The organism is Serinicoccus profundi, assembly GCF_008001015.1.
Taxonomy (GTDB): domain Bacteria; phylum Actinomycetota; class Actinomycetes; order Actinomycetales; family Dermatophilaceae; genus Ornithinicoccus; species Ornithinicoccus profundi.
In genome coordinates this window covers 1,379,456-1,399,179 of the sequence record NZ_CP042862.1, presented here as the reverse complement: position 1 = coordinate 1,399,179, position 19,724 = coordinate 1,379,456, and the positions used below count along the sequence as shown (strand labels likewise).

Below are 19,724 nucleotides of genomic sequence, written 5' to 3'. Positions count from 1 at the left end.
CGACACCGCGCCGAGGAAGGCCGCCTACTTCGCCCAGAGCGCCGCTCGGGCGAGCGCGACCGCCCGGTGGTCGCCTGGGTGGTGCTCCACGTCCCGGTCTCGGAAGGTGCGCCCGGTGACGCCCTCCAGGGTCACCCACACCGGCTGCACCCAGTAGGCCACGGCACGCTCCTCGACACCGGCGGGACCTGCCCGCAGCCCGCAGGCCGTCATCAGGTCAGCGATGGTCACCATGTGGTCATGGCTGGCGCGCCCGGAGCTGCGGTGAGCAGCGCGAACAACGCCTTGGCGGCCCGCTCGTACTCGTTCTTGTCCCGCAGCAGGCGGGAGGCGAGCGCCTCGACATACCCCTCGTCGGTCGTCAGCGAGCGGGCCAGCCTGGTCTGCAGCAACCTCCCCTTGTGCTTGCGCAGCAGGCCGGCCTGCTGGCACATCTCGCGCAGCTGGAGGACGGGCAGGGTCTGGTCCTCCCGGTTGCCCCGGCCGATCCAGTCCTCGTCCAGACCCAGGTCCCCATAGACGCGCTGCACGTAGGCGGGTTTCATCCAGCCCGCGGCCGTCAGCGGTATGCCGTCCTCCCCCGCCAGCTCGACCAGGTAGCGGTAGGGACGCGCGATCTCGGCGAGGTCCTCGGCGCTCAGCTCGGCCTGCTGCGCGGTGGTGGCACGGACGCACAGCTGCGCGAACTCGAGTTCGACGGCGCGCGGAGCAAGGTCGAGCAGCGGCTGCAGCGCCTCCGGGAAGCCGGGTCCAGAGCCTCCACGCTCCGGTGCCAGCGCCGCCAGCAGGTCCTCGGCGTCCTTGCCGACCAGGGAGAGCCGTCCCGTGACCTCGTCGAGGTCGAGGTGGGTGGGGTCCCATCCGGCCGGAAGCCAGTCACGGTGGTCGTCGTCCAGGCCGGGCATCGTGACGGGGTCCGCCAGGAAGGCGGCGACCAGCTCGTTGTGCCCCCACGCGCCGCCGCAGTCCTCCAGCGGCCCGGCCATCCGCCCGCCGGTGCACACCGCGCGCGGTGCGTCGGGAGCCATCGGGGCGACCGACTCCAGCCGCACCGTGTGGTGCCAGTCGTCGCCGAAGTCGTAGGTGTAGGTCAGGCGGTCCCCCGCCGACCGCAGCACCTGGTCGAGCCGCACATCGGACTCCAGGATGCCCTCCTCACCCTCGTCCAGGTCGAACGGCGTCAGGAAGGACGGGCCGCGCCATCCCCGGCGCTGGGGCCGGGCGAGAAACGGTGGAGGTGGTAGTCCTCCCAGTCGAAGGCGGCCTGCAGGACGGAGTGGACCTCGTCCAGCCGCAGCTCGCCGCGCAGCTCCAGCCGCCGCCACACCGGTGGTTTCGCCTGGTCGACGTCGACGCGCACCGTGAGCAGGACCGGCGCCTCGGGGGGCTCGTGCACCGTGGGCAGCTCAGGGGTATGCGGTTCCGGCTCGGGCGCGAACCTGGCCAGGCCGCCACCCAGGAAGCCGTCCAGCACCCCCTGTAGCTGCTCCGGCGACAGGTCCGCCACCTTCCTGCGCATCTCGGACATCGGGTCGTCGGTCACGGGACCCACGGTAGCCATCTCCGCAGGCGCCCGCCAAGGCTCCGGATAGGGTGCTGACGTGCGCCGGATCCTCGAGCTTCTGTCCGCGCTGAACGACGCAGGTGTCGACTACGCGAGCACCTGCTCACGATGAAGCGGCTGTCCGGGCGCGCCCAGGACTTGGCGGACATCGACGCGTTGTCCCAGTTGGTAGAGGGCCCTAGGGTTAGCGGCGATGAGCAGTCCGATGGATGAGGACCTCTGGCGCGGCACCTCCGACACGCGCTCCGTTCTGCGTGCTCGCGCCGCGACGACGCCGGCCCAACGGCTGGAATGGCTCGAGGAGACCCTGCTGCTCGCGGAGGCGTCGGGACCCTGGCGCGGGACCGGGCCCGGCGCCAGCAATTGGCGGACCGGTGGGCGGCGCAGGCTCTGTATGTCGTCCCTACCCGGAGGTGAGCAGCGTCCACCCGAGGGTCCGGGAGGCGCGCCGGTCGAAGGTCACGGTCTCGGGCACCCCGAAGAGTTCCATGGCACCCTGGATGAGGGCATCGGGGAAGTCCGCTCCCTCCTCTGCCAAGGTGAGCGCCCGGACGACTCCCTCGCCGTCGTCGAACTCCAGCGACGGCGTGGCCACGAGGCGGCTGATCGCCATGAGGCATGTCTCCCGGGGGTAGCCGTAGGCTCGAGCGAGCACCCAGTAGAGCTCGACCAGGGTCACCTGCGTGATGAATCCTGACGCCTGCGTGGTCAGTCCCTCCAGGACCCGGGCAGCAAGGGCATGCTCGGCATCGTCGTCGTGTACGAGATAGCGGACCAGGACACTCGTATCCAGCCCGGTCACTCCGGCGATCCCGCGTCGAGTCGGGATGCAGCAGCTCCCCCCGCGATGGCCTCCTCCATCTCGTCGAGCTCCACCTTCTGCTGCCCCGGGCGCCGCAACAGCCCGTCCAGGTCGGCCATCGACCCCGTGCGGGCGAGCAACCGGTACTGCCCCTCCGCGACCTTGACGAACATCACCGTGGACCCAGCTGTCAGGCCGAGGTCCTCCCGGACCTCCTTGGGCACCGTGATCTGGCCCTTCGTGGTCATTCTCGCGTTCGCCACTCGTACCTCCCCAACCTGCGCAACCTTACTGAAGCACCTAACGTAAGGAACCCCACCGAAGAGTCTAGGCCTTCTGCAACGCACCGGGATGAGGCACGGACCTCTTCAACCTCGTGACGTGCTTCCCTGCGCCTGCCGTGGCAGCCACGAGCACCCACCCGGCTATCGACCTCGAGCTGTCCCTGCCCGTCGCCAGCCGCGCCCTGACGGCCCCCTCGCTGATGAACAACTCGGCCATGACCTCCCGCTGGTCAGCCGCCGGGACCGCCTCGGCGACCTCGTGCTCACCGGCGCTGAGTTCAGGCCGCGATGAAGAAGCTTGCAATACACACCGGCGACACCCCGGCGACCGCGACGCCGAACGTGCTGAGTACGGGCGACCGGCCGACCTCGAAGGCGCTACCGCAAGAACACCTCGTCCATATGCCAGGTCACAGCCTCGACGCTCGGCCGTTCGTCGCGGCGTGCAGGGACGGAGATGGACTCTCCCAGCTTCGCGTAGAACTCCATGCCATTGCCGAAGTCCGCGCGCAACCGCCGACTGACGTGCAAACGGTGCTTCTCATCCAAGCCCAGGTAGCCGTCGTCGAAGAGCGTATGCACATCCGACCGCAGCAACAGCCCGTTATCGGCGCTGTGCCTGCCGTCTTTGGCGATCGGCCGGATGTGAGCCGCCTGCAGTGTCGGCGCAATGTGGCTGCCGGTGATCGCGCAGCGGCGCTCGTACGCTGTCAGCACCTTGCTGGCGAACCACCGCTGACCCCGACGTACCCAGTGCGCCCCGTCGACACGTTCACGGGTGGCGCCCGGAAGATAGGCAGCGGCGTCGGAGTCTGGTCGCAGGGCGGCCACCCCGGCTCGCCAGAGCACGTCGGCGAAGGTCTGCTCAACCACCGACCACTCCGAATGTTCCGGCCCGTAGCCCCGCCCACGCGGCGACGACATCGGGAACCCGGGCGGCACGGGCAGTTCCCCTCCCGACGGCGTGAACGATACGTCGGTCAACAAGATACAACCGATCTGCGGGTCGGGATCGAACGTGGAACCGTTCTTCTTCCTATATCCCTCGATGCTCGTATGAAGTGCCTCGAACGACTCCGCACCGTTGAACTCTCCGTAGAGACGCCACGCCTCGCTTACCCGCAACCGCAAGTAGTCGGCATACAGCGCGCCGCCAAAGATCTGACCACCGGCGCCCTTCTTGTGGCGGAAGAGGAAACGATCACCGGGCGAGAGTGCTTTGAATCCCACCGGGCTTGGCAGCCAGAAGTTCGCCTCGGTCTGAGTTGGGTCGCGCTGTTGCAGATCGATGAGGTAGCGCGCCCACGCCGTGTCCGTGGGGAAGATGTACGCCCTCATGGACGGAACGTACCAACCGCGCGGCCTCGCGCCTACCGCGACGCACGATCTGGTAGGCGAGCGAGCGGAGAAGGCACCGATGATCTTGCTGTCTTCCGGTGCGGGCCACCATTCAGAAGAGCGACGGGCTCGGCCATGTCCGCAAAGGTGGCTGGCAGGACCAGGACCGAGGTGGGTGTGCGGGCCGACCCCATACTCTTCACCTCGACCGGCACGACCTCCCCGCTGGTAAAGCTCACCCTGAGGTCGTCGTCCGACCCCTCCTGACTCACGACGACGCTCACGCCCGGGTAGACCTCGAGGCTCACGCTGGTCGCTCTGACCTCCCCAACCCTGGCCAGCAGAACAGTCTCCACGTCCACCGCCGCCAGTGCATGCTCCGCCTCGCGGACCCCCTCCAGGTGGAGGACGTTGGTGTCCGGGTCGAGCAGGCCCTCGACCTGCATCTTGTGCCGGAACATGTGGTCGACTCCCACGCCAGGGACCAACCGGTCCGGGTAGGTGACGGCCGGCCAGACCCCGCCGACGTCGACCAGCGCCCGACCCGCGACCGTCCCGCGGACAGCACCTGTGACCCGTCGACGTGCGCGTTGCGTCGTCGACCGCTGCCCCAGCCCAGCAGCGTGCGCCGCGGTCATCGCATCCTCGATGAGGAGGTTGAGGACCCTTTCGTCGGCGTCGGGCGAGAAGGCGAAGCGCAGCGGTGACCGGTACTGGTCCTGCACCCAGGCGTTGTCGACGGCGTACACGCGAGACGCGCCGCCGTAGACTTCACGGCCCGCGGGGAGGAGCGTCGGAGAATGTGTAGGTCAGCTTCCGGTCTTGATCACATAGACCTCGCAGTCGTCTCCGACCGCCTTGGTCAGCTCAGCGACGTCGATGAACGGTTCGTCTGCGGTGACGCTCACACTGACCACGACGGCGGGCTTCGTCCGGTCCCGCCGCAGCAAGGACTGCGCTAGGGAGGCAGCCTCCGTGGGAGACTCGATGTGCGTGATCACGGGCCAGAGCATCCGAAGATCGTCATGGGTGAAACCGTAGCGGCGCGATGTGAGATCCTCCCGCCGCCTCCTTCCACGACAGCCACACCGCCGGTCAGCCGTCACGGCACGGGGCTGGCGAGGCGTCAGGAGGAGCAGTCGGCGGCGACGCCGAGCGCGGCGCACACCCGCCGCATCGCTGCGTCGCTCAGGCGCCCGAGCCGGCGGGTCAGCACCGAGATCGGCAGATCCGTCAGGGCGTCGAGCTGTGCTGCGCAGGGACGATGGACCGGTTCCTCACCCGGCTCCAGCCGCACCTCGCTCGGCAGCCCCCGGACGACCGTGCTGCAGGGCGCCACGAGGGCGCGCCGACGGCCGGCGATCGCGGCGTCCCGGCCGACGACCACCACGGGCCTGGCGCCGGCGTCGTCGAGGTCCGCCCACCACAGCTCACCCCTGGTCGGGAGCTCCATGGTCAGCGCCTCGCGGCCGCGTCGAGGAAGGTCGTCAGGTCCCCCCACTCGTCGGGCGCCTCCACCGGGCTCTCGCGGTAGGCCCGGGCGTAGGCCTCGTCGACCTCGGCCGCCCGGTGGTTCCGCAGCAGCGCCTCCAGCGCCTCCTCCACCAGGGACGCATCCGTCCTGCCCGCATGCGCCTTCCGCGCGCACGCCAGCAACTCTGCATCCACCGTCGTACTCACTCTCACCCTGGCCATGCCACTAATATGCCATGAAAGTGGCACGCGGGCGAGAAGGCAGTCTCGCGGTGAGGCCGCCCCAGGTCCGCCCTCGGGTATGCCGCGTATCCTCGTGCCCGGCTCCCCGCCCACACGCCATCGAGGAGACAGACATGGCTGGTCCGCCGCGCGCCTTCGTGGCACCGGACTGGATCCATGACCTGCACCGGGACGACCTCAGCAGGGTCTTCGGCACCACCACGGTGAAACGGGCGGTCACCTACCAGCGACAGGGCGCCGTCCAGCACCTGCGTCAGGACCTCGACGGGGTGCTCACGGCCACGGTCTACGGCAACCGCCCCTACTCCACGAGCGTCTGGACACCGGACGCACCACGCCACCAGACCCAGCGCGGCCCCGTCGGTCTGGAAACAGACTGCTCCTGCCCCGTCGGGACGCTGTGCAAGCACGCGGCGGCGCTGATCCTGCACGCCCAGCGCACGAGCGATGCCACCCGCCCGGCCTCCCCCACGCGCCCCGCCCCGACGCCCGCTCCACATCCCACGTGGGAGAGCCTGCTCGCGCCGGTGCTGGCCGAGCTCGACCCCGCCGTCGAGGACCGGGGTGGCACACCGCTCGCCCTGCAGGTCGAGCTGGCGCAGGCCACGACGGCGCACCCCACCCGGCTCCGGCTCAAGCCGCTGACCAGGGGTGCGTCCGGCGCCTGGATCCAGACCGGCATCTCCTGGTCCGACCTGCACCGCGGCTACGGTGGCCAGCGCGGCCACGCCGAGCACAGGGCCGCGCTGGGCGCGATCGTCCAAGCGCACGCGGCCCGTGCGCCGCACTGGTACCACCCCGGCGAGTGGGTCGAGTCCGCCGCCCTGGGACCGGCGATCTGGCCGCTGCTGCGCGAGGCTGCCCGCTGCGGCGTCGCCCTGGTGACCGGCCGCGGCCGCCGGCCCGTCCAACTGGCCGACCCGGTGGACCTCTCGCTCGATCTGACGCGGGGGCCCGACGGGATCATCACCCTGGACACCGTCGTGGACCTCCCCGGCGCGACCGCCGCACCGCAGCTGCTCGGCTACCCCGGTCACGGGCTCGCGGCCGGGGACGAGCACGGCATGGTTCTCGCGCCCCTGAGCCGCCCGCTCAGCAAGGCGGTCACGACACTGCTGGGCAGAGCCGGGCAGCTGCGGGTACCGCCGGCGGACACCGAGCGGTTCCTCACGACGTACTCCCCCGCGCTGCGTCGCCACACCACCCTGATCTCCAGCGACAGCAGCGTCCTCGTCCCCGAGGTCCGACCTCCGCGGCTGGGGTTGACAGTCACCTTCGAGCCCGAGCACGTCACCCGGCTCCGGTGGACGTTCCGGTATGCCGTCGGCCAGGTCGCGCACGAGGTTCCCCTGCGCCCGGCGCCAGGGATCGGGCACGGACCGGCGCGCGCCGGCCAGGCCCGATCCGCCGGGGACGGCCCGGGAGCTGCTGCGACTCCCGTGGTCCGCGACCTCGACCGTGAGGAGGCGCTCCTGGCCAGCCTCGACGTGCTCGACGCCGCTCCGGGGCTGCGCATACCCCTGCCCGGGAAGACCCGTCTCGGCGTGGTGCTGGAGCCTGAGCTCACCGGCTGGGCCACCGTGCAGTTCGTCCGCGACGTGCTCCCGGCGCTGCATGGCCGGGGCGACATCGACGTCACCGTCGTCGGTGAGCCGCTGGCCTATGCCGAGGTCGAGGACGGCCCGGTCGTGCAGGTGTCCACCCGAGACCTCGGCCACCCGGAGAGCGATGGGAACCACGACGCGGAGGGGGTCGAGATCGTCGCCGACCGCGACTGGTTCGGTCTCGGCGTCACCATCCGGGCGGGCGACCAGGAGGTGCCGCTGCGCGACCTGGTGACCGCCCTGACCCACGACGAGGAGCACCTGCTGCTGCCGGACGGGTCGTGGTTCCGACTGGACACCGACGAACTCCGCTCCCTGCACCGCGTGATCCAGGAGGCGCGCACCCTGGACGACGGTGGCGACGGCGACGACCTGCGGATCAACCGCTACCAGGCCGGGCTGTGGGAGGAGCTCGTCTCCCTCGGGGTGGTCACCGAGCAGAGCGAGCGGTGGCAGCGCACCGTGGGTGCCCTGCTGGCTCTGGAGGAGCTGCCGCACCCCGACCCGCCGGCCACCGTCGAGGCGACGCTGCGCGACTACCAGCTCGACGGCTACCGATGGCTGTCCTTCCTCCTGGACCACGAGCTCGGCGGGATCCTCGCCGACGACATGGGACTGGGCAAGACCCTCCAGGTCCTCACCGCGGCTGAACGCTCCCGGGTCGAGGGGCGGTTGACCCCCCAGGAACCGTTGCTCGTCGTCGCGCCGACGAGCGTCGTCGCCACGTGGGAGCGCGAGGCCGCGAGGTTCACCCCGGGCCTGCGGGTGGCTGCGCTCACCCAGACCCTGCGCCGCGCCGGGCAGACCCTGAACGACCTGGTCGCCGGTCACCACGTGGTCGTGACGTCATACACCCTGCTGCGGATCGACGAGGCGGACCTGCTGCAGCGCACCTGGGGGGCGGTCGTCCTCGACGAGGCGCAGGCGGTGAAGAACCACCGCTCGCGCACCTACCAGGTCGCCCGCAGGCTGCGGGCTCCGGTGAAGATCGCCGTGACCGGCACGCCGCTCGAGAACTCGCTCATGGACCTGTGGGCGCTGCTGTCGATCGTCGCGCCGGGACTCTTCAGCTCTCCGGAACGCTTCGGGACGGTCTTCCGCAAACCGATCGAGTCCGGGGCAGCCCCGGAGCAGCTGGAGACGCTGCGTCGGCGCATCCGACCGCTCGTGCTGCGCCGCACGAAGGAAGCGGTGGCCGCAGACCTGCCCGCGAAGGTCGAGCAGGTGATCTCGGTGCCCTTGAACCCCGCGCACCGACGCATCTACGACACGCACCTGCAGCGCGAGCGGCAGCGCATCCTCGGTCTGCTCGACGACGTCGACCGGCACCGGATCGCCATCCTCGCCGCGCTCACCAAGCTGCGCCAGCTCAGTCTCGACGTCCACCTCGTGGTGCCCGACGCCCCGGCCACCGCCCGTCCCAGCAAGGTCGACGCCCTGCTCGAGCACGTGGTCGAGGTCGCCGCCGAGGGACACCGGTGCCTGGTCTTCAGCCAGTTCACGCGATTTCTCCGCGTCGTGCGCGAACGTCTGGAGGCCGAGGGCATCGAGCACGTGTACCTCGACGGGCGGACACGGGATCGGCCACGGCGGATCGCTCAGTTCACCGACGGGGACGCACCGGTCTTCCTCATCAGCCTCAAGGCCGGCGGATCCGGCCTCACGCTCACCGAGGCGGACTATGTCTTCGTGCTCGACCCGTGGTGGAACCCCGCTGTGGAGGCCCAGGCCGTCGACCGCACCCACCGCATCGGTCAGGACAAGACCGTGATGGTCTACCGGCTGGTCGCCGAGGGCACCATCGAGGAGAAGGTCGTCGAGCTGCAGGAGCACAAGCGAGAGCTCTTCGACAAGGTCGTCGACGCCGGCGGCGCCCTGGGTGCGCCGCTGAGCGCCGAGGACATCCGCGGACTGCTGGGCCCGACGACCGACGCCCCGCGCTCGTGACCGTCGGAGCTGAGCCGGACACCTTCCCCAGCGCCCACGACCTCGAGGCCGCTACGCCACCCGGTCCCAGCTCCAGCGGGCGTCGGGCACGCCGGTGCCCAGAGCCTGCAGGGCCCCCACGAGCAGATCGGCGCTCGCGCCCGGGTCCTCGACGCGTCCCCAGTGGACGTGGTTCTCCGAGGAGACCCCACGCGGGGGCCTGGCCGGGTCGGACCAGCCCTGCGCCAGCAGCGCGGCGGTCTGCTCCGGCGTGAGGTCGGCATACGCGGCGGAGACGCACTCGCAGAGCAGGTCCGGGCCCAGGCGCGAGACCTGCACGTAGCGCCCGGCCTCCGCAGCGGGCCTCTGCCCCACGCCGAACCAGCGGCGGCGAGCAGGCTCCCGCACCGGGGCGGGCTCGGACAGCACGAACGACTCACCCTCGTCGAGCCTGGCCAGCTCGTCGACCAGGCGGCGGCGGGCTTCGTCCCAGCGGGCGGAGGCACTCATGTCGCCAGCGTGCCATGGGTTGGGATCGGTCGCCGAAGCCACTATCCTCGCCGACGTTCATCGTGGGAGGGAAGAGGTGAGAGACCATGGGCGGCTTCGTCGGTGGTGAGGCGCCCGACGACTGGCAGGTGGAGGGCACCGGGCGCGACGAGGTGCTCGTCGTCGAGCCCGCGCCGACCGAGGGCGGTGTCCGGGCCAACTCGTGCTCACCGCGCTCGACACCGGCGGTCGCTCCTTCCGGGACTGGCAGTACGTCACCGAGGCACAGCTGCCGAGCGAGCTCGCGGACTACCTGGTACTGGACCTGCACGCCTTCGAGGTCGACGGCCGGCCCGCGGGCAGCCGACTGGCCCACCACGTGGACGCGCAGGGGCGCGCCCTGGTGATGGAGCAGGTCTTCACCGAGGTCGACGGCCTCGGGCTGACCCTGACGGCGACCGTCGACACGCTGCGCTACCCGGTGGTGGCCGAGGAGATGACGGCCTGCTGCGCCAGCCTGCGCGGGCCCTCGGGGGTCGCGCGATGACGCTGCGGCGGGAGGCGATGCGCTCGTGGTCGACACAGGCACCTGGGCCGGACTGGCGGGGGCCGAGCACGTCGATCCGCAGCTGGCGCAGGTCGCTGCTGCGGTGCCCGGTGGCGAGCAGGCGCTGGAGGCCGCTCGGGACCCCCGGGTCGTCGTGCAGGTCCAGACAGCGACCCCCGGCGGGGTCTTCGCCCACGAGGCGTGGGTGAGCGAGGAGGCGGTGGCCGTGCTGCTCGACCTCGGGCGCGGCGACGACCGTCGGTTGCTGGTGCTACCTCCGGACCACCTGGCCGCGTCGCTGGCCCGCATCGTCGGCCTGGCGCCGCGGGCGCACGCACCCGCCGACCGGGAGGCGCGGCCGGTGCAGGAGGCGGAGCTGGACGCCTGGTTCGACACCGGGTCTGCTGCCGCCACCGCGACGACCGGGCGGGCCGGCGCCGCGCTCGGTGCGGACCGGGCCTGGCGCCTGGTCGCCGCCGCAGTCGGCTCGGACGCCGCCCCCTTGATGCTGGCAGCCGTAGACGGCCGCGACAGCGGCCTGTGGGTGGTGGACGTGGAGGAGGCCGGGGACGGTGACGCTGCGCCGGGCTCCGCCGACAGCGCTACCGGCGGTCTGCGGCTGGTGCCCACCACCCCCACCCAGGTATGGCGTGAGCTCGCCGGGGTGCTGCCCGCCCTGGTCCCGCCGGACTGAAGACGGCGCCCGCCCCCACAGCGGGGACGGGCGCCGATGTGCCGGTGCGCGGCACCGGTGCGAGAGCTCAGTCGCGGGGGACGTCGCCCTCCCAGCCGCCGGTCGGCATACCGCGCGACTCGATGAACTCCTTGAAGCGACGGGCGTCGCCCTTGACCCGGCGGTCGTCCACGCCGAGCAGCGCGCCGGCCTTCTCGGCGAGGCCCTCCGGCGCCCAGTCCATCTGGATCGTGACGCGGGTCGTGGTGTCGCTGAGCTTGTGGAAGGTGACCACGCCGGCCTGCTTGAGGTCGCCGCCGACGGTCGTCCACGCCACCCGCTCCTCAGGGTGCTGCTCGCTGATCTCGGTGTCGAACTCACGCGTGACGCCGCCGACCTCGACCTTCCAGTGGCTGCGGGTGTCGCTGACCTGGGTCACCGACTCCACGCCCTCCATGAACTCGGGGAAGGACTCGAACTGCGTCCACTGGTCGTAGGCCACCTTGATCGGGACGTCGACGTCGACGGACTCGGTCACCTGGCTCATGCCAAACCTCCTGCGGTTGTTGGGGTCAGCGTCCACGCAACACCAGATCCGGGGCGTCTGCACGGTCAAGCGACGCGCCTCTGGAGCCCAGCACCTCCCGCGCCCGGAGCGACGGCGAGCCCGCCGACCTGGCCAGGCGCGTCCTGCACGAACGACACCCGACCCGGGCGGGCACGGCATACCCTCAGAAGCGCAGCCAGGTGCCGGCCAGGCCCTGCTGCTCCACGCCGGGAACCGTGTAGTCGCAGACGTCCTCGGCGAAGACCTCGCCCAGGCGCGTCCACTGCGCGTCGCTCATCTGCGGGTAGTCCTCGCGCCGCGGCGCGGTGGTCTGGCAGTCGATCACGTCGGCGCGCACCGACTCCCCTGCGACCTCCCGCGGGAAGCTGGCCGAGGGGTAGAGCTGCTCACAGGTGCCGTCGGGGTTCCTGTCGAGCGTCTCGGCGACGAAGGTCGGGTCCTCCTCCCGCGTCTGGCAGCCCTCGACGAGCGCCTCCGGCCGGGCGGCGCCGATCTCCTCCAGCGTGGGCCGCTCGCCCTCGAGGTCGAGCCCGCTGAGCCAGGCGTCCATCTGGGTGAAGCCGTGCTGCAGGAGCGGGCTGCCGGTGCTGAACAGGCCATAGCGCCTGTCCTCGAGCAGGCTGACGTGGTTGACCACCGAGCCGTTGGCCTCGCGCAGCCGCTCCCGCATCGAGTTCGTGTGGTAGCGGACGTAGATGTCACCGTTCGGCGCGTCGTCGAAGTAGGCGCGGTAGTCCACGATCGGGGTGCTCGCGAGGCCACCGCCGCCGTTGGTCAACCGCCCCGTCCGGTATGCCGCCGCGACCGCCGGCAGGTCCGCCTCGGTCCGTGCCTCCTGGAAGCCGCCGTCCTGGTCGAAGCCCCCGACGCCGTCGTTGAGGTCGAGGAACTGGTCGACGGTGATGGTGCCGTCCTGCAGGGCCTTCAGGCCGTACTGGATGCCGCCGTTGTCCAGCGGCCGCAACGCGAAACCCGTCTCCGGGTCGGTGCCGTAGACATTGACCGTGTGGTCGTAGACGTCGCACCGGGCACCGCCTGGGTTGGTCTCCGGGTCGTAGCGCAGCTCCTCCGGCAGCACGGACGGGCAGAACACCCGCGGGTCGATCCGCTGCGCGCCACCAGCGACGTTGCTCATCGTGGCCAGCGTCTGGAAGCCGGTGACCTTGCGCTGCTGCTCCTCGGTCCACCCCGTCGCGCCGGAGAAGTAGTGGTCGAGCAGCCGGGCGTCGGTGATGAAGTTCACCGTGCCGAAGCCGACCTCCGGGAAGGAGCAGCCGACGACGATGCCGTCGAAGATCCCTGGGTAGTTGTCCGCGGCCTGGTGCGCCTGGTAGCTCCCGCCGGAGCAGCCGAACCCGATGGTGAACTCGTCGCGGCCATAACGCTGGAGGAACTCCTCCTTGGTCATCTGCGCGGTCTCCGAGGTCAGCAGGTCCGAGCAGTTCTGCCCGAACACGTTGAGGCTGGAGGAGGCGAGCGCATACCCCTGGCCGAGCATCCACGCGTCGGTGACGCCGCCGGTGCTGCTGCCCTGGCGGAACCACCCGCCGGCGCACCCGCCGCCCAGGGTGTAGACGAGCTTGCCGTTCCACCCCGCGCCGCGCTCGACCGGCGACGGCTCGGGCTCGGTCAGCGGGTCGTGCAGCGTGGTGTGCTGGAAGATGCCGCGGTTGGCGGTGCCGGTCTCCATCCGCACGATGAACGGCACCTCGACCCCCTCGGTGGTGGTGGTCGTCGCGAGGTCCTCCGGGTATGCCGTCGCGCCCGTCGGCCATGTCTCGTAGGTGTCGGCGGTGGTCCGGTAGAAGTAGTCGACCCGGTCCTGGACCGAGCAGTCCTCATCCAGCGGGTCGCCCAGGGTGCCGCCCACGACCGGCAGCGTGAAGCGATCCGTCTCGCAGATGAAGGGCTCCTCGTGCGGCCCGGAGAACAGCGGTCCCTCGTCCGGGTGGTTGACGACGGTGAGCGAGTCACCTGCCCGCCCGGCGCCCGGGGGCCGGGCGGTGATGACGTTGTCCCCCATCTCCATCCCCTCGACCACCCCGACGAGGACGCGCCGCTGCGCGTCCCACTGGAAGACGTCGGTCACGTCCCTGCCGTCGAGGTCGACCCGCACCCGCTGGTGAGGAACGGTGCGGGGCACCGACACCTCCACGAGCGCGTCGCCCGCCGTGACGAGGTCTGGGGCACTGGACACCGTGCTCACCTCCAGTCCGGAGGGCTTCGGGGCGGAGGGCGCGGCTGCTGCCTGGGCCCCTGTGACGAGAAGTGCAGCCAAGGCGGCCGCTCCGATTGCCAGCTTCATTGCTGTGTCCTTTCGAAAGCGCTTACAGCCTGCACACTAACAGCGGCTCCCCGACCGCGCAGGTGGTCCGAGCGCCTCAGGACTCGCTGAGGAGCTTCTGCTTGGCGGCGGCGAACTCTTCGTCGCTGAGTGCGCCCCGCTCGTGCAGGTCCGCCAGGACGCTGAGCTGGGCGACCAGGGGGTGCTGCGGCGGCCCCCCTGCCGGAGGGGCGGACGGCAGGTGGTCATGGGGCCCGTCCTGCACCGGCTCCACGCTCGGTCCCTGCGCCGACGGGGTGGGGATGAGCGGCATACCGGACGCCCCGCCCTGACCGAGGACCTCCTCGAGCCTGTTGAAGGTCTCCTTGCCGTAGTCCAGCGTCCCGAGACCGACCTCCCCCTGGGTGGTGACGGCGACGACCGCACCGGTGGAGAAGACCTTGTGCCGCTCGATGGTGACCTCGGTGACCTGGCGGCGATCGAGGTCGTCGACCACGGGCATACCGACCGAGGCGTCGCCCAGGGTGAGCAGCCGCCGGTCGGTGACGACCAGGGCCGAGACGCTGCGGCGGATCCGGTAGACGACGAACAGCCCCTGGACCCTCTCCCCCGGCAGCAGCGCACGGGGCAGCGCCAGCCGGATGTCCTTGAGCATGCCCTTGCGGACCTTCGGGTCCCGGTAGGCCGTCCCCTCCCCCGGCAGGCCGACGATCTCCTTCATGCGTTCCTCCCTGGATGTCCAACCGGGTTCACGGTACCCGGCCCACTAGGGTCGAGGGCATGAGCCCATTGTCCGCCAGCGCGCACTCACGCCTGGCTGCGGTGGCTGTCCACGTCTACACCGCCCTGGGCGCCGTGCTCGCGCTGCTCATGGTCCACTTCTCCTACGCCGGCGAGGTCGAGCTGGTCCTCTGGCTCTTCCTCGCCGCGATGGTCGTGGACGGCACCGACGGCTTCCTGGCCCGGCACTTCCGCGTCAAGGAGCTGGTGCCCGGCTTCGACGGGGCGCTGCTGGACAACATCATCGACTACATCACGTATGCCTTCGCCCCGATGGTGCTGCTGTGGAGCTCGGGCTTCCTGCCCGAGGGCTGGCTCGGTGGGGTCGTCGCGTCGATCCCGCTGCTGGCCTCGTGCTTCCAGTTCTGCCGCAGCGACGCCAAGACCGAGGACCACTTCTTCCTCGGCTTCCCCAGCTACTGGAACATCGCGGCCTTCTACCTCGTGGTGCTCGGCGCGGGCGTCGCGGTCACCACCACCGTGCTGCTGGCCCTCACGGTGCTCGTCTTCGTCCCCATCAAGTACGTCTACCCCTCCCGGACCGAGACCGCGTGGTGGCCGACGATGACGCTGACGACGCTGTGGCTCGTCCAGTATGCCGTGATCCTGGCGCAGTACCCGTCGCCGAGCGTGTGGCTGATCGTCCTCTCCGGCGGGTATGTCGCCTACTACGCCGCCCTGAGCCTGCACCTGACGCTCGCACGCCGGGGTGGCGCGGGGTCGCTCACCTGAGATGGGACCGTCCGGGCATGCCGCTGACTGTCGCCGATGCCCTCATGCAGAACCGTCACCGATGGCCCGCGCGATGACGGTCGGGAGCGGAGGGTCTGTCAGGGGGTGATCGTACACTTGTTCGCATGAGGGGGCGTGGGGAGAGCGGGGCGACCGGCGGTCGGGCCGGCGGCGCGGTCGCCGTCGTGGCCGAGCTCGCAGATGCCCTGGGGCGCTCTGTGACGGCGCTCGCCTCACCCGCCCTCCTGCAGGAGCAGGAGCTGGATGAGGTGCTGGGGGCGCTCGACCAGGTGGCCGCCCGGACGCAGGCGTTGCTCGTGGCGGTGGTGCGGGAGGGTCTGGGGCGCGGGCTGCACCAGGAGAGCGGCTTCTCCGACGTCGACTGGGTCCGACGGGTATGCCCCGGGCTCGCCTCGCGGACCGCGATCGAGATCGCGATGATCGCCCGCGCCGCCCAGCAGCGTGTGCACGCTCCGTTGGCCGACGCCGTCCAGGACGGGACCGTGCCGGTGCACCGGGCGGCGCAGGTGCTGCGGGCACTCATGAGGATCCGGCCGGCGCTGGGCGAGAGCGAGTATGCCGAGGCCACCGAGCTGCTGACCGTCGCCGCGGCACGGGAGGAGTTCGACGAGCGGGACCTGTCCAGGATCACCGCCAAGCTGGTGGCGACCTGCCTGTCCGAGAAGGAGCAGGTGGCGCGCGCGGCGGCCAGGCACGAGCTGCGCGACGTGCACGAGTCGTCGCTCGCCGACGGGTCGCTGCGCCGGTTCGTGCTGACGGTGGGCAGCGACGCCGACTACGAGGCGATCAAGGCCGTGCTCATGTCGCCGCTGGCCGCGCCGGCGCCGCGAGATGACGGCCCCGAGGGTGGGCCCGGACAGAGCGGGGCACAGGGCGGTGCCGGAGAGCAGAGCCCGGGGCGGCGCCGGACAGGGCGAGGGCTCTGATGGCGGCGCCTGGAGGGAGGGCACCCGGGACGGCGGTCCGTCTGTCGCCGAGCTGGACCTGCGCACGGCAGGCCAGCGGCGCTACGACGCGTTCATGACGGTCTTCCGGCGCGGTGTGGCAGGCACGGAGGGGCAGCCCACGACCCCGAAGGCGCAGGTCATGGTGACCATCGGGCTCGAAGAGCTGCGCGGCGCCCTGGGCGGTGCCGGGCACACGGTCCACGAGGGCACGCTTCCGGCTCATGAGGTGCGCAAACTGGCCTGCGAGGCCGACATCATCCCCGCCGTGCTGGGTGAGAAGGGCGAGATCCTTGATCTCGGCCGCGCCAGGCGGCTCGTCACCCCGGGCCAGCGACGAGCGCTGGCCCATCGTGACGGTGGATGCACCTTCCCGGGCTGTCACGTGCCCGCGACCTGGTGCGACGCGCACCACGTCGTGCACTGGGCCCGCGGCGGCCGCTCGGACCTCGGCAACTATGCGCTGGTCTGCCCACGCCACCACACGTGGGTCCACCAGCACGACGTCGATGCCCAGGTCGACGCGACCGGAGTGCGATGGAGACTCCGATGACCCCGTCCCAGACCCGGCCCGCGACGGCCGGGCTGTCGGCCTGCGCACCGGCCGAGACGTCAGACGCCGACGAGGCCGTACCTGAGCCGTGCCACGAGCCGCACCATGACGGGTGGCCGGCCGAGCCCGACCTCGTGGCCGCTGTCGAGGCGGTGACGGTGCCTCGTCCGCGAGGTCGCGCACCACCGCTCCCGCGCCTATCCGCCGGTGACCCGCGCGATCTCGGCTGGCGCCAGGGCGCTGTGCGGGAGGACGAGGCCCACTCCCCACCGCACCGGCGGCAGGGCTGAGACGAAGCGCAGCTCCGTGGGCTCGCTGCCGAACAGCGCCCGCTTGACGCCGTTGACCGTGGGCCCGAGGTGCGCCGTCCGGCACCCGAGGTCGCGGGCGAGGGTCATCGACTCCAGGAGGACGTTCTCGTAGGCGTGGACGGTGCCACCCGCGGGCCGGGTGAACGCCCCGGACAACAACGAGAGGGTATGCCCGCTGTGCCACCACGAGTGGTAGCCGACGGGCACGCCGTCCATCTCGGCGACGACGTGCCAGGCGTCCGGGGAGTCGAGGGTGCTGTGGGCGCGGACCATCTGCGGGTAGAGCTCGACGAACGGAGGGTTGAGGGGCCGCGGCACGGCATACGCCGTCAGCAGCACCTCGCGGAGATCCTCGGGCAGCGACCCCTGGATGTGGCGCAGGGTCCCACCACGGTGGTGGAACCTGCGCACCTTGCGCGAGAGGTTGCGGTGCTGCTCCAGCAGCGTCACCTCACCAGCCCCGTCGAGGGACACCGTGCTGACCCCGAGCCCGCGCGTGCTACGGGAGGAGCTCGGTCGCCGTTCGGCCCGCGGCTCGACCACGACGCCCAGCAGCCGGTGGCGGCGCGCCCACCGCAGGGCCTGGTCGCGGAACTCGCCCCGATCCACGCCCTGGACCACCAGCCCGGGGCTGGCGTGACCGTCGGTGCCGATCGACGTGCGCTCCCCGTACCAGATCCAGGGCAGCCGACGGACGGCCGAACGAGCCGGGCCGGGCAGACCGAAGCTCGGCCCGGCGTCGCGGCAGAGGAAGACGACCGCAGCCCCACGAAGGTCACCGTCGGGGCCGAACCCACGCAGGACCATAGGTCGGGTCCATCGGCTGCTCACCCCCACCGTCGCCGACAGTACGTCGAGCAGCGACGGGCCGGACCCGCACCGCACGAGGTCCTCGGCCAACAGACCCCGCTCCAGCTCGCTGAAGGGCGTCGGGGTCACCGTGAACTGCCACGTCCCTGTCGTTCTCGTCACGGTGCCGACGCCCCCGGTCCCGCCGTCGGCTCCGCCACGTCGAAGCGCAACCGCCGCGCCGGGGGCGCGGTCAGCGGGCGGCGTCGCCGCTCCACCCAGAGCACCGGGTCGCCCCGCGTGGTCCGGGCCAGCTGCCAGCGCCGCACGAGCTCCAGCCCCGTCGGCGGGACCGCCGCGGGCACGATGCGGTGCACCTCCCCGGTCGGCCCGGTGAGCACCGCCGCCTGCGCCAGCGGCAACAGCGTCGGCGGTGACGTCGAGTAGTCCGCGAGCCGCCGCTGCACGAAGGACACCCCGCCGGGTTCGTCCTCGATCGTGTAGGGGATCCAGTGCGGCTGCGCACCCTCCCCCGGCACGTAGACGTAGGCCTGCGGCCGGGTCGAGTCCCCCAGGGGCGCCGGGATCAACGACTCCCCCGGCTCAGCGTCCCCGGCCCCGTCCCCGTCTCCACCACCGTCTCCACCCGCGCCACCACCGGCGCCACCCGCTGCGTCGAGGGCACCGACGTCCCGCCCCCGGAGCCGCCGCTCCACCGCCCACACGACGTTGCTGGCGTCGTCCACCCCGACCTGGACGTGCTCGAGGAGCTCACCGGCCAGCGGCCGGGTCGCCACCTGCCACAGCAGCAGGTCCGCCACGTCCATCCCGCTCACCCGGAACAGCGTCCACTCCGGCTCGGCCGGCGGACGCAGCCCCGGCCACCCATCGGCCTCACCCTGCTCACTCCCGTCGCTGCTGTAGCGCAGCCCGAACGAGTCGGTCACCACGACCCGCTCGATCCGCACCACCGCCCCAGCGGTCGCCGGCACCGGCACGTCGAACCACTCGTCCCGCTGGGAGAAGAACAGCGCCGTCATCAGCGAGGTCGCCGTGTGCGCGGCGTCAGGCGGCACCGCCCCGATGTCGGCCCCGGCATCCTCGATCTCCCACAGCCCCCAGCGGGGCATACCTGGCATCTCCAGGCGGGTCGGCAGCCGCAGGTGCTCCCACCGCGTCGCCGGCGTCGGCTCCGGGACCAGCGCCGACCCCGCCTCCACCGTCCACCAGTCCACCGGCCCGCCACGGTGACGTGACACGTCCAGCGAGACCTCGCCCGCCCGGAAGGCGTCCCGCCGGTCGTAGACGAGAGCGCGGTCGTCCCAGCTCGGCTCGACGTCCTCGGGCACCTCGCCGAACGCACCGAGCGGTATGCCCAGCTCGCTCCGGCGCGACCACAGCGCCAGCCCGTCCCACGCCCCGTCGAGCGCCTCGTAGGGCGGCGGCAGATGGCTCAGGCGGAGCCCGGCCTCGTCGGGGAGGTCGACCGCTGCCGCCACCCTCGCGCCGATCCGGACCCGCCGCCCCGTGGTCCATCCGTCATCGGCCTCCGACTCGACCAACGCCTCCGCCGGGTGGTCCCCCGGGTCGTGCCCGGTGCCGACATGCCGCAGCGCTGTGCTCGTGCCCTCCAGGTGCACCTGGACCGGGGTGGAGGCGTCCTCCCCCTTGAACTCGCCCATCTGCCACTGCCGCGCGACGAACCACAGCGGGTCGTGGACCCGGCCGCGGACGGCGTCACCGAGGTCGCGCACCGGGCGGGGCTCGAGGCGGACGCTGCGTCGTGGGGGAAGGGGCAT

At 71.6% G+C, this 19,724-nt stretch carries 22 protein-coding genes; 6 read left to right on the top strand and 16 right to left on the bottom strand.

Annotated features, from left to right (window positions below; translation table 11 throughout):
• Positions 1 to 24 precede the first annotated feature (24 nt).
• The 10 genes from FA582_RS06380 to FA582_RS17395 form a co-directional block, all read right to left on the bottom strand.
• Complete coding sequence (locus FA582_RS06380; RefSeq protein ID WP_010146992.1) at positions 25 to 234, bottom strand: hypothetical protein; 210 nt, start codon at positions 232 to 234, stop codon at positions 25 to 27.
• Positions 228 to 1,169 (bottom strand): plasmid pRiA4b ORF-3 family protein, encoded by a 942-nt coding sequence (locus tag FA582_RS06375; RefSeq protein ID WP_275100887.1) that lies wholly within the window; start codon positions 1,167 to 1,169, stop codon positions 228 to 230. The genes FA582_RS06380 and FA582_RS06375 overlap by 7 nt, the downstream gene beginning before the upstream one ends.
• Positions 1,170 to 1,180: 11 nt before the next feature.
• A complete protein-coding gene (locus FA582_RS17400; RefSeq protein ID WP_158640860.1) occupies positions 1,181 to 1,543 on the bottom strand; it encodes an IS1096 element passenger TnpR family protein in 363 nt (120 codons plus the stop codon).
• Between the two features lie 424 nt (positions 1,544 to 1,967).
• Positions 1,968 to 2,366: a PIN domain-containing protein gene (locus tag FA582_RS06365; RefSeq protein WP_010146993.1), complete on the bottom strand. Its 399-nt coding sequence runs from the start codon at positions 2,364 to 2,366 to the stop codon at positions 1,968 to 1,970.
• Entirely contained in the window at positions 2,363 to 2,614 is a 252-nt protein-coding gene (locus FA582_RS06360) for an AbrB/MazE/SpoVT family DNA-binding domain-containing protein (RefSeq protein WP_010146994.1), read from the bottom strand. The genes FA582_RS06365 and FA582_RS06360 overlap by 4 nt, the downstream gene beginning before the upstream one ends.
• A gap of 414 nt (positions 2,615 to 3,028) precedes the next feature.
• Complete coding sequence (locus FA582_RS16735) at positions 3,029 to 3,988, bottom strand: HNH endonuclease (protein WP_010146995.1); 960 nt, start codon at positions 3,986 to 3,988, stop codon at positions 3,029 to 3,031.
• Between the two features lie 32 nt (positions 3,989 to 4,020).
• Complete coding sequence (locus tag FA582_RS06350; RefSeq protein ID WP_141567531.1) at positions 4,021 to 4,449, bottom strand: hypothetical protein; 429 nt, start codon at positions 4,447 to 4,449, stop codon at positions 4,021 to 4,023.
• Positions 4,450 to 4,797: 348 nt separating this feature from the next.
• The gene (locus FA582_RS06345) at positions 4,798 to 4,989 is read right to left on the bottom strand and encodes a hypothetical protein (protein ID WP_141567532.1); all 192 of its coding nucleotides are present in this window, start codon (positions 4,987 to 4,989) and stop codon (positions 4,798 to 4,800) included.
• A gap of 125 nt (positions 4,990 to 5,114) precedes the next feature.
• Positions 5,115 to 5,441, bottom strand: coding sequence for a type II toxin-antitoxin system PemK/MazF family toxin (locus tag FA582_RS06340; RefSeq protein ID WP_010146998.1), 327 nt, complete (start codon positions 5,439 to 5,441; stop codon positions 5,115 to 5,117).
• Between the two features lie 2 nt (positions 5,442 to 5,443).
• The gene (locus tag FA582_RS17395) at positions 5,444 to 5,593 is read right to left on the bottom strand and encodes a hypothetical protein (protein ID WP_010146999.1); all 150 of its coding nucleotides are present in this window, start codon (positions 5,591 to 5,593) and stop codon (positions 5,444 to 5,446) included.
• 224 nt (positions 5,594 to 5,817) lie between these two features.
• Between FA582_RS17395 and FA582_RS06330 the strand changes: the two genes are divergently transcribed.
• Positions 5,818 to 9,255 carry a DEAD/DEAH box helicase gene (locus FA582_RS06330; protein WP_010147000.1) on the top strand — a complete coding sequence of 1,146 codons (3,438 nt, stop codon included), beginning with the start codon at positions 5,818 to 5,820 and terminating at the stop codon, positions 9,253 to 9,255.
• 51 nt (positions 9,256 to 9,306) lie between these two features.
• Here the strand turns inward: FA582_RS06330 and FA582_RS06325 are convergent, their stop codons facing one another.
• The gene (locus FA582_RS06325; RefSeq protein ID WP_010147001.1) at positions 9,307 to 9,744 is read right to left on the bottom strand and encodes a TY-Chap domain-containing protein; all 438 of its coding nucleotides are present in this window, start codon (positions 9,742 to 9,744) and stop codon (positions 9,307 to 9,309) included.
• Positions 9,745 to 9,946: 202 nt separating this feature from the next.
• On the opposite strand from FA582_RS06325, the gene FA582_RS06320 reads away from it, so the two are divergent.
• Both FA582_RS06320 and FA582_RS06315 read left to right on the top strand, forming a co-directional pair.
• Complete coding sequence (locus FA582_RS06320; RefSeq protein WP_010147002.1) at positions 9,947 to 10,270, top strand: hypothetical protein; 324 nt, start codon at positions 9,947 to 9,949, stop codon at positions 10,268 to 10,270.
• A gap of 25 nt (positions 10,271 to 10,295) precedes the next feature.
• Positions 10,296 to 10,964, top strand: a complete 669-nt coding sequence (locus FA582_RS06315) for a hypothetical protein (protein WP_010147003.1) — start codon at positions 10,296 to 10,298, stop codon at positions 10,962 to 10,964.
• A gap of 67 nt (positions 10,965 to 11,031) precedes the next feature.
• Here FA582_RS06315 and FA582_RS06310 read toward each other — a convergent pair whose 3' ends face one another.
• The 3 genes from FA582_RS06310 to FA582_RS17080 form a co-directional block, all read right to left on the bottom strand.
• Positions 11,032 to 11,490, bottom strand: a complete 459-nt coding sequence (locus FA582_RS06310) for an SRPBCC family protein (RefSeq protein WP_010147004.1) — start codon at positions 11,488 to 11,490, stop codon at positions 11,032 to 11,034.
• A gap of 184 nt (positions 11,491 to 11,674) precedes the next feature.
• Positions 11,675 to 13,708, bottom strand: coding sequence for a DUF6351 family protein (locus FA582_RS06305; RefSeq protein WP_010147005.1), 2,034 nt, complete (start codon positions 13,706 to 13,708; stop codon positions 11,675 to 11,677).
• Positions 13,709 to 13,892: 184 nt separating this feature from the next.
• Positions 13,893 to 14,516 carry an SHOCT domain-containing protein gene (locus FA582_RS17080; protein WP_010147006.1) on the bottom strand — a complete coding sequence of 208 codons (624 nt, stop codon included), beginning with the start codon at positions 14,514 to 14,516 and terminating at the stop codon, positions 13,893 to 13,895.
• Between the two features lie 59 nt (positions 14,517 to 14,575).
• Between FA582_RS17080 and FA582_RS06295 the strand changes: the two genes are divergently transcribed.
• The 3 genes from FA582_RS06295 (at position 14,576) to FA582_RS06285 (ending at position 16,825) form a co-directional block, all read left to right on the top strand.
• Positions 14,576 to 15,307 (top strand): CDP-alcohol phosphatidyltransferase family protein, encoded by a 732-nt coding sequence (locus tag FA582_RS06295; protein ID WP_010147007.1) that lies wholly within the window; start codon positions 14,576 to 14,578, stop codon positions 15,305 to 15,307.
• 125 nt (positions 15,308 to 15,432) lie between these two features.
• Positions 15,433 to 16,254, top strand: a complete 822-nt coding sequence (locus FA582_RS06290) for a hypothetical protein (RefSeq protein WP_010147008.1) — start codon at positions 15,433 to 15,435, stop codon at positions 16,252 to 16,254.
• Positions 16,205 to 16,825 (top strand): HNH endonuclease signature motif containing protein, encoded by a 621-nt coding sequence (locus FA582_RS06285; RefSeq protein ID WP_010147009.1) that lies wholly within the window; start codon positions 16,205 to 16,207, stop codon positions 16,823 to 16,825. The genes FA582_RS06290 and FA582_RS06285 overlap by 50 nt, the downstream gene beginning before the upstream one ends.
• A gap of 197 nt (positions 16,826 to 17,022) precedes the next feature.
• Here the strand turns inward: FA582_RS06285 and FA582_RS06280 are convergent, their stop codons facing one another.
• Positions 17,023 to 18,108 (bottom strand): GNAT family N-acetyltransferase, encoded by a 1,086-nt coding sequence (locus FA582_RS06280; RefSeq protein WP_141567533.1) that lies wholly within the window; start codon positions 18,106 to 18,108, stop codon positions 17,023 to 17,025.
• Positions 18,105 to 19,724, bottom strand: coding sequence for a hypothetical protein (locus FA582_RS16625; RefSeq protein WP_141567534.1), 1,620 nt, complete (start codon positions 19,722 to 19,724; stop codon positions 18,105 to 18,107). The genes FA582_RS06280 and FA582_RS16625 overlap by 4 nt, the downstream gene beginning before the upstream one ends.